Source organism: Pseudomonas peli (assembly GCF_050563605.1).
GTDB classification, from domain to species: domain Bacteria; phylum Pseudomonadota; class Gammaproteobacteria; order Pseudomonadales; family Pseudomonadaceae; genus Aquipseudomonas; species Aquipseudomonas peli_A.
This window is the reverse complement of record NZ_JBNXUH010000002.1, coordinates 148,228-156,504: the sequence shown is the minus strand read 5'-3', so window position 1 is coordinate 156,504 and position 8,277 is coordinate 148,228. Positions and strand designations below refer to the sequence as shown.

General features: G+C 58.9%; 9 protein-coding genes. 2 read left to right on the top strand and 7 right to left on the bottom strand.

Features of this window, described 5'->3' with window-relative positions:
• Positions 1 to 8: 8 nt before the first annotated feature.
• From ACQ4LH_RS03090 to ACQ4LH_RS03065, 6 genes are all read right to left on the bottom strand, one after another.
• Positions 9 to 1,016: a DctP family TRAP transporter solute-binding subunit gene (locus ACQ4LH_RS03090; RefSeq protein ID WP_430695871.1), complete on the bottom strand. Its 1,008-nt coding sequence runs from the start codon at positions 1,014 to 1,016 to the stop codon at positions 9 to 11.
• A gap of 323 nt (positions 1,017 to 1,339) precedes the next feature.
• Positions 1,340 to 2,344, bottom strand: a complete 1,005-nt coding sequence (locus ACQ4LH_RS03085; RefSeq protein ID WP_430695870.1) for a TRAP transporter substrate-binding protein — start codon at positions 2,342 to 2,344, stop codon at positions 1,340 to 1,342.
• A 319-nt stretch (positions 2,345 to 2,663) separates the two neighbouring features.
• The gene (locus ACQ4LH_RS03080) at positions 2,664 to 3,164 is read right to left on the bottom strand and encodes a disulfide bond formation protein B (protein ID WP_430695869.1); all 501 of its coding nucleotides are present in this window, start codon (positions 3,162 to 3,164) and stop codon (positions 2,664 to 2,666) included.
• A gap of 74 nt (positions 3,165 to 3,238) precedes the next feature.
• Positions 3,239 to 3,643, bottom strand: coding sequence for a hypothetical protein (locus ACQ4LH_RS03075; protein WP_430695868.1), 405 nt, complete (start codon positions 3,641 to 3,643; stop codon positions 3,239 to 3,241).
• A 111-nt stretch (positions 3,644 to 3,754) separates the two neighbouring features.
• A complete protein-coding gene (locus ACQ4LH_RS03070; RefSeq protein WP_430695867.1) occupies positions 3,755 to 3,937 on the bottom strand; it encodes a hypothetical protein in 183 nt (60 codons plus the stop codon).
• Positions 3,938 to 3,962: 25 nt separating this feature from the next.
• Complete coding sequence (locus ACQ4LH_RS03065) at positions 3,963 to 4,154, bottom strand: hypothetical protein (RefSeq protein ID WP_430695866.1); 192 nt, start codon at positions 4,152 to 4,154, stop codon at positions 3,963 to 3,965.
• A gap of 255 nt (positions 4,155 to 4,409) precedes the next feature.
• On the opposite strand from ACQ4LH_RS03065, the gene katG reads away from it, so the two are divergent.
• Entirely contained in the window at positions 4,410 to 6,620 is a 2,211-nt protein-coding gene (gene katG, locus ACQ4LH_RS03060; RefSeq protein WP_430695865.1) for a catalase/peroxidase HPI, read from the top strand.
• 157 nt (positions 6,621 to 6,777) lie between these two features.
• Positions 6,778 to 7,329 (top strand): ATP-dependent zinc protease family protein, encoded by a 552-nt coding sequence (locus ACQ4LH_RS03055; RefSeq protein ID WP_430695864.1) that lies wholly within the window; start codon positions 6,778 to 6,780, stop codon positions 7,327 to 7,329.
• Between the two features lie 85 nt (positions 7,330 to 7,414).
• Here ACQ4LH_RS03055 and ACQ4LH_RS03050 read toward each other — a convergent pair whose 3' ends face one another.
• Entirely contained in the window at positions 7,415 to 8,164 is a 750-nt protein-coding gene (locus ACQ4LH_RS03050; RefSeq protein WP_430695863.1) for a 3-oxoacyl-ACP reductase family protein, read from the bottom strand.
• Positions 8,165 to 8,277 lie beyond the last annotated feature (113 nt).

The window sequence follows — 8,277 nt, the reverse complement described above, 5'->3', positions numbered from 1 at the left end:
GGGGATGGTTATTCGCGAGATTTGCGGTTAACCGTTTGCGCGGCCTTGAGTATGTCTGCTCCGATCTCGGCCTCAAACTGCTGCCAAACCGGTTGCATGGCGGCACGCCAGGCTGCGCGTTGTTCGTCGCTGAGGGTGATGATCTGGCTGCTGCCGGACGCTTCGATACGCTGGCGATCCGCACGGTTGGCTTCTTCGGATTGGCGGTTCACCTCAAAACTCACTTCATCAATGATGGCTTCCAGCTCACTGCGGATATGGTGAGGAATGGAAAACCAGAAGCGCTGATTACTGACCAGCATGTAGTCGAGCGCACCGTGGTTGGTCTCGGTGATAAATGGCTGCAGGGTGTGCAGCTGTTTGGTGTAGATGTTCGACCAGGCATTCTCTGTGCCCTGTACCTTGCCGCTTTGCAGCGCGTCGAAGACCTCGGCAAAAGGCATCGCCAAGGGCGCCGCACCGATTTGATAGAACTGAGCTTCCAGCACGCTGGAGGGCTGAATGCGGAACTTCAAACCCGCCGCATCACTGGGTACCTGCAGCGCTTTAGTCGCCGAGAGCTGCTTCATACCATTATGCCAATACGCCAGGCCAATGATGTTGTGCGCTTCCATGGATCGCAGCAATTGACGGCCTTTGGCGCGCTTCTGGAAGCGCGTTACGGCTTCCAGGTCATCGAACAGGAAGGGCAGGTCGAACACCTGCAACTGCTTGGTGTATTTCTCGAACTTGGCCAGCGACGGTGCGAGCAATTGCACCTCGTTGTTAGCCAAGGCCTGCAGCTCGTTGTTGTCGCCAAATAAGCTGGAGGTCGGATAAACCTCGACGTTGACCTTACCTGCCAGGCGTTGATCGACCAACTGTTTGAACAGCAAAGCGCCCTGGCCCTTGGGTGTGTGCTCATCGGCGACATGGGCAAACTTGATCAGGATGGGCTCCTGTTCTTGGGCGTTGCAAAGGTTGAATGCACTGAACAGCAGGGTGCCAACGGCTATAACAGCAATCGACTTGAACATAGAGGAGTCCTTGGTTGAGGCAGGCGAGCAGTCTTGAATAGTCGGGTGTATCAGGCGCTATACGCACTTTCAGCGTAGTGGCTTTTTGCCGGCGCCCTTGTTGATCAACCAGGGGCGCGCAGAGGGGGCGAGTTAGAGCGGCGCGGAGGTTACTGCACTTGGCGAGACAGTGGAGTGCGATGGCGCACGTCTTAGAACCAGCACACGATCTGCTGCGCGTCGGCCCTGCTGCGTTAAAAGCCGGCTTGGATGCTCATGTACAGCTCGTACACTCGGTTTCCTCGCCTGCTTTTGCCTTGCAGAGCTCAATCGTGAACAGGCTCTTAACGCTTGTTGCGGTTAACCGTTTGTGCGGCCTTCATTATGTCGGCGCCGATCACGCCTTCGAACTGTTTCCACACCGGCTGCATGGCTTGGCGCCAGGCGTCGCGTTGCTCATCGTTAAGGGCGATAACTTGCGTGCCGGTGGCGGCGGCGATGCGGTCGCGGTCGGCCTGGTTGGCGGCCTCGGCTTGGCGGTTCACCTCGTAGGTCACCTCGTCGATGATGCCTTCCAGCTCCATGCGGATCTGGTGCGGGATGGCGTACCAGAAGCGCGGATTGCTCACCAGCATGTAGTCGAGTACGCCGTGGTTGGTCTCGGTGATAAACGGCTGCACGCTGTGCAGTTGTTTGCTGTAGATGTTCGACCAAGGGTTTTCCGCGCCCTGGACCTTGCCGCTTTTCAGCGCGTCGAAGACTTCGGCAAACGGCATGACCAGCGGCGTGGCGCCGAGCTGGTTGAACTGCGCCTCAAGCACCGAGGAGGGTTGGATACGGAACTTCAAACCCGCTGCGTCGCCCGGCACCAGCAGCGCCTTGGTTGCCGAAAGCTGCTTCATGCCGTTGTGCCAATAGGCCAGGCCGACGATGTTGTGGTCTTCCATGGAGCGCAGCAACTGCCGGCCCTTGGCGCGTTTCTGGAAGCGGTTGACGGCGTCCAGGTCATCGAACAGGAAGGGCAGGTCGAACACCTGCAATTGCTTGGTGTATTTCTCGAACTTGGCCAGCGACGGTGCCAACAGTTGCACCTCGTTTTTAGCCAGGGCGTCGAGTTCGTTGGCATCGCCGTACAGGGTGGAGTTGGGGTAGACCTCGACTTTTACCTTGTCGCCCAGGCGCTCCTCGGCCAGCTTCTTGAACAGCAGTGCGCCTTGGCCTTTGGGGGTGTTGTCTGCAACCACGTGGGCGAACTTGATCACGATTGGCCCCTTGTCGGTTGCCGCGTGAAGCGTGGTAGACGCCAGCAGCAGGCTGCCAGCGGCGATAGCACAGATCGACTTGAACATAGCGTTGTTCCTGTTCTTCTTATGTTGTTGTGTTGACGGCGTGCCAGGGTAAGTCTCAGCAGGCTGGCCGGTGCAGGCTGTCAGATTGGCGCGGCAGCACGATGGGTTGCCGTGCGCAGTGCACCGGCTATATCGCAATGCCTATGCCAGAGTGGTAACTCGTCTGCAGGGCTTGAGCGGCCACGGAACGGCCGTGATCGAGCGCACAGCGGTTGGCGAATAATCGCCATTTGTGCGTAAAAATCGGCAAATAACCGCTTATGGAGGGCAAGGGTGGCGTTTTACCGCCACCCTTAGGATGAGGGGGCTGCGGCGCGGATCAGCGCCGCACGGCGCGCCAGGCAGTAAACAGGCACAGGGCCAATAGCAGGACGACGCTGAGCAGGGTCCAGTGGGTGAACGACAGGCCGAGAATGCTGTAGTCGCTTTGCCCGCATACGCCAGCGCTCATAAATACGCTGGGCAGCCATTCATGCAGCGGCAGGTAGAACGAGTAGAACGGGAAGGGCGAGCAGCTGGAGCTTTCCAACACGCCGGTTTCGATCAGCACCAGATGAGTGTTGTCATACACCGCCATACCCGCAGCTGCGAGCAGCAGCGGCCAGAGCGGCAGAGTCAGCCAGCGTAGGCCAATGGCTTCCACGGCCAGAATCAGCAGGCTGATAACGCCACCACAAAGCAGCCACAGGCGAATCTGAATGCACAGGGTGCAAGGTTCCCAGCCGGCCAGATGCTGCAGCAACAAGGCACCGCCGAGCATTGCAAAGCAGGCGAGGGCAATCAGGGTGAGCAGGGGCTTGAGCGAGGTGGCGCGGGACATCTGAATCTCCGAAAGGGCCTGGCGCGTTGGCTAAGGCAGATACTGTGCCGACATCTAAGACGTGTGGCGCAGGCTTAAGTTGCAGCTCTGGTTGAGCGGTCCAGGTACATGGCCAGCAACGCAAGGATGATCGCCAGCGAATAGGCAAACAAGCCTAGATTAATGCCCAGAATCATTTTTTCCGAACCATCGGACAACACCATCGAGCCGCCGTAGCTATCACGCAAGGTATAGGCCAAGAGAAAGCCGCCAGTGACGAAGAAGGTCATCAGGCTGCTCAGGCGCAGATTGGCCCTAAACCACACTAGCCAGAACGAGAACGCACCAATCGCGCAGTTGGTCGCCAGCTGCCAGACCTCATGTAAACGCGCATGCGCCTCCCAGCGTGGGTTGAATACATGCGAGTCGTTCAACTCGAAGATCGGCACCACCACGGCATAAAACACGATGCCAAGGGTCACCAGCAATTTGCCAAGCATAAATAACGCTTCCTGTAGAAAGGCATTGGAATTGCGCGAGCATAACGGCGCACTAGGCGTTGAGCAAAAGCCCTGAAGTTTGAAAGCCAGAAGTGCAAAGCGGGCAGAGTTTCAGCTGGGCCAGTCTGCCGAAAAGCTGAAGGCGGACATCAGCCGGCCCTGGTCCAGCTCAGGCATTGCGCCGCTGATCAGGTCTCCCCAGAACTGCTCGTTAACGGCAATCTGCTGGGTTTTTCCGCCATCTTGAACATGCAGATACGTATGCAGAATTTCCTCGGCGCGCTTGGCGGGCATGCTGTGCTCCTTGTCCTGTTCTGGCTCAGCGTTTGAGTAGAGCAGAGTCCAGCTGATTGAAGCACTGCACGATGCGCTCATGGCTGACATCGGCAAATTCCTTCTGCGTCAGGCTCACCAGTACGCTGGTTTTTACCCGGCCGGAGCGCAGTTGGCGCTGCATATAGGCCAGTACATCAGCGTCGCTGACGGGTATGGATTGGCTGGGTTCTTCCACGGGTGTGCACTCTTTTTCAGTGAAATTGAGACGTGCGTTTTCGGCTCAGTAGTGTGCTGCTAGCCGCCACTTTATCAGCACATTCAACCGATTTTCTCAGCATAGGTTCAGGATGTTTTACCGGCATGACTCTATAGTCACTGAGTCATATTCCCTGACTACTATTAAGGTCATATCCAAATCCTATTGGCTCGATTGCCGTCCAGCTACCACGCTGAGTCCACCCCGTTAGGTGAAAAACAACAGGAGAGAGACATGTCAAACGATGCGAAATGCCCGTTCTCGGGTGCTGCCGGAACCAACAGCGTGGCTGGCGGCGCACCGAAGAACGCAGACTGGTGGCCTAACCAGCTGAGCCTGAAAATTCTGCAGCAGCACTCCTCCAAGTCCGACCCGATGGGTGCGGACTTTAACTATGCCGACGAATTCAAAACGCTTGATCTGCATGCCGTGATCAAGGATCTCACCGCGCTAATGACCGACTCGCAAGACTGGTGGCCAGCCGACTGGGGGCATTACGGCGGCCTGATGATTCGCATGGCCTGGCACGCTGCCGGCACCTACCGCATTCATGACGGCCGTGGCGGTGCAAGCACCGGCAACCAGCGTTTTGCTCCGCTCAACAGCTGGCCGGATAACGGCAACCTGGACAAGGCCCGCCGTCTGCTCTGGCCGATCAAGCAAAAATACGGCCGCAAGCTGTCCTGGGCTGACCTGTTCGTTCTGGCCGGTAACGTCGCCCTGGAATCCATGGGCTTCAAAACCTTCGGCTTTGCCGGCGGCCGCCCGGATATTTGGGAGCCGGAAGAAGACACCTACTGGGGTGCTGAAACCGAGTGGCTGGCCACCAGCGACAAACCCAACAGCCGCTACTCCGGTGACCGCAATCTGGAAAACCCGCTGGCCGCCGTGCAGATGGGTTTGATCTACGTAAACCCGGAAGGCCCGGACGGCAATCCAGACCCAGTCGCCTCCGGCCGCGATGTGCGCGAAACCTTCGCCCGCATGGCGATGAACGACGAAGAAACCGTGGCGCTGGTAGCCGGCGGTCACACCTTCGGCAAAGCCCACGGCGCGGGTGATCCAACCCTGGTCGGCCCTGAGCCGGAAGCTGCGGGCATCGAAGAGCAAGGCTTTGGCTGGATCAACAAGTTCGGCAGCGGCAAGGGCGTACACACTACCACCAGCGGTATCGAAGGTGCCTGGAAGCCCAACCCAACGACCTGGGATAACGGCTATTTCGACATGCTGTTCGGCTACGAGTGGGAACTGAGCAAGAGCCCGGCTGGCGCCCATCAGTGGACGCCGAAGAACGTCAAACCGGAGGACATGATTCCCGACGCCCATGACCCGGCGAAGAAGCACCCGCCGATGATGACCACCGCCGATATGTCGCTGCGTATGGACCCGGCTTACGAGAAAATCTCCCGTCACTTCCACCAGAACCCGCAAGCGTTTGCTGATGCCTTCGCCCGTGCCTGGTTCAAGCTGACCCACCGTGATATGGGCCCGCGTGCCCGTTACCTCGGCCCGCTGGTGCCGCAGGAAGAGCTGATCTGGCAAGACCCGGTTCCGGCCGTTAACCATGCCCTAGTGGATGCGCAGGACATCGCTGGCCTCAAGGCCAAGGTGTTGGCATCCGGCCTGTCGATTGCGCAACTGGTCAACACCGCTTGGGCGTCGGCTTCCACCTACCGTGGCAGCGACAAGCGTGGTGGTGCCAATGGCGCGCGTATTCGTCTGGCTCCGCAGAAGGATTGGGAGGTCAATCAGCCGGCCGAACTGGCCAAGGTGCTGGCGGCGCTGGAAGCTATCCAGAAGGACTTCAACGCCTCGGCAAGCGGCGGTAAGAAAATCTCCCTGGCCGACCTGATTGTTCTGGCCGGTTCTGCCGCGGTGGAAGCCGCAGCGAAGAAGGGTGGTGTGGATGCAGTGGTGCCGTTTGCTCCGGGTCGTACCGACGCCTCGCAGGATCAGACCGATGTCGAATCCTTCGCGGTGCTGGAACCCAAGGCCGATGGCTTTCGCAACTACGCCCGCAAGGGTTATGAAAGCGTTGCCGCCGAGTTGCTGGTAGACAAGGCGCAGCTGCTGGAGCTGACCTCGCCGGAGATGACCGTGCTGGTCGGTGGCCTGCGTGCGCTGAACGCCAATGCCGGCAAAGCCCAGCATGGTGTATTCACCAAGCGCCCGGAAACCCTGAGCACTGACTTCTTCGTCAACCTTCTCGACATGAGCACCAAGTGGCAGAAGTCCGCCAGCGAAGGTGTGCTGGAAGGCCGCGATCGCAAAACCGGCGATCTGAAGTGGACCGGCACTCAGGTTGACCTGGTGTTCGGCTCCAACTCCCAGCTGCGCGCTCTTGCCGAGGTTTACGCCACCAGCGACGCACAAGCGAAGTTCGTTAAGGACTTCGTCGCTGCCTGGACCAAGGTGATGAACCTGGATCGCTTCGATCTCAAGTGATCCGCAAAGAGGCTTAACACGCCTCAGATGAAACCACTTCGCCCCGCCATGGTCATTCATGGCGGGGCGAAGTTTTTTATAAGTGCTTGATTAAGTTTGAATTCAGCCAGCGCGGTTAACCTTGCCCCATCTTTTTAAATGCCTTTGGAGTCTCTCTATGTCCACCATCGCCAGCGTACCGCTCAAACAGGTTCCGGCCGCCTTCGCACTCTGCGCCGCACTGTTCGCCACCGGCGCGATGGCCAACCAGCCGCAGATCTATGGCCTGCACGAGAAGGTTTCGCTGCATGAACTGGCCCTGGAGCTACCCGCCAAGCTCGATACCGGCGCCGAAACCGCCTCTCTGAGCGCCAAGAATATTGAAATGTTCAAACGTGATGGCGGCGAGTGGGTGCGCTTTCAATTGGGTATGGAGAACGCCAAGCAGGCGCAGATCATCGAAAAACCGCTGGCGCGGATGAGCTATATCAAACGCCGCGCTGACGACCGCAAGCCCGGTGACAAGCAGCTGTATACCGCGCGGCCGGTAATCGAGATGGATATCTGCGTGGGTGATGAGCTGAAGAATATCGAGGTCAATCTGACCGACCGCAGCGCCTTTGAATTCCCGCTGCTGATCGGCTCCTCGGCGCTGAAAGAGTTCAACGCTGCCGTCAGCCCTGGCGTGCGTTACTCGGCTGGGCAGCCAAGTTGCACCCAGACCAGCTGATGTGCAATTGATCGAATTTTCCGAAGGCCTCGCCAGCTGATCGGGGCATGTGGCGAGTCGCACATGCCCCAGTTTCAGTCATGGGTTAGGCCGAGAAACCGCCATCAATCATCAAGCTGGCCCCGGTGATGTAACCCGCTTCCGGGCCGGCCAGGTAGGCGACAAAGCCGGCGATTTCTCCTGCCTTGCCGTAACGATCAAGCGCCATAAGGCCTTTCAGATACTCGGCACCTTCGCCATCGGCTGGGTTCATTTCGGTGTCCACTGGGCCTGGCTGTACGTTGTTCACGGTGATGTTGCGTGGGCCCAGGTCGCGGGCCATGCCTTTGGCCAGGCCGACCAGCGCCGACTTGCTCATGGCATATACCGCGCCGCCAGCCACCGGGATGCGCTCGGCGTTGGTGCTGCCGATGTTGATGATGCGTCCGCCGTCGGTCATGTGTTTGGCGGCTTCCTGGCTGGCGACGAACACGCTGCGCACATTGACTGCCAGAGTGTGATCCAGCTGTTCCAGGGTAAGTTCTTCGGTACTGCCCCAGGCCAGCACACCGGCGTTGTTGACCAGAATGTCCAGGCCACCGAAGTGCTCGACCGCAGCGCGAATGGCCTGTTGTACGGCTGCTGCATCGGTACTGTCAGCTTTGAGGGCGAGTGCCTTGCCACCAGCGGCAGTGACTTCGCTGGCCAGGGCATTGGCCCGCTCTGCGGAGGACACATAGGTGAAGGCCACTGCCGCGCCGTCAGCGGCCAGGCGCTTGACGATGGCTGCGCCGATACCGCGCGAACCGCCCTGGATGAAAGCCACTTTGCCTTGCAGGGTTTGGGTAGTTGTCATGCTGTATCTCCATTACAGAACGTTAAGTCAGTCGGTCTGACTAAGGTGTGGGCAATCTATTGCCGCGCGCCTGGGGGTCGGATTATCGACCGAAACCGCTCAGCGCGCGATGT

Coding starts and splice junctions, on each gene's coding strand:
- ACQ4LH_RS03090 (WP_430695871.1), bottom strand. CDS start 1,016: ATGTTCAAGTCGATTGCTGTTATAGCCGTTGGCACCCTGCTGTTCAGT.
- ACQ4LH_RS03075 (WP_430695868.1), bottom strand. CDS start 3,643: ATGCTTGGCAAATTGCTGGTGACCCTTGGCATCGTGTTTTATGCCGTG.
- ACQ4LH_RS03070 (WP_430695867.1), bottom strand. CDS start 3,937: ATGCCCGCCAAGCGCGCCGAGGAAATTCTGCATACGTATCTGCATGTT.
- katG (WP_430695865.1), top strand. CDS start 4,410: ATGTCAAACGATGCGAAATGCCCGTTCTCGGGTGCTGCCGGAACCAAC.
- ACQ4LH_RS03055 (WP_430695864.1), top strand. CDS start 6,778: ATGTCCACCATCGCCAGCGTACCGCTCAAACAGGTTCCGGCCGCCTTC.
- ACQ4LH_RS03085 (WP_430695870.1), bottom strand. CDS start 2,344: ATGTTCAAGTCGATCTGTGCTATCGCCGCTGGCAGCCTGCTGCTGGCG.
- ACQ4LH_RS03080 (WP_430695869.1), bottom strand. CDS start 3,164: ATGTCCCGCGCCACCTCGCTCAAGCCCCTGCTCACCCTGATTGCCCTC.
- ACQ4LH_RS03050 (WP_430695863.1), bottom strand. CDS start 8,164: ATGACAACTACCCAAACCCTGCAAGGCAAAGTGGCTTTCATCCAGGGC.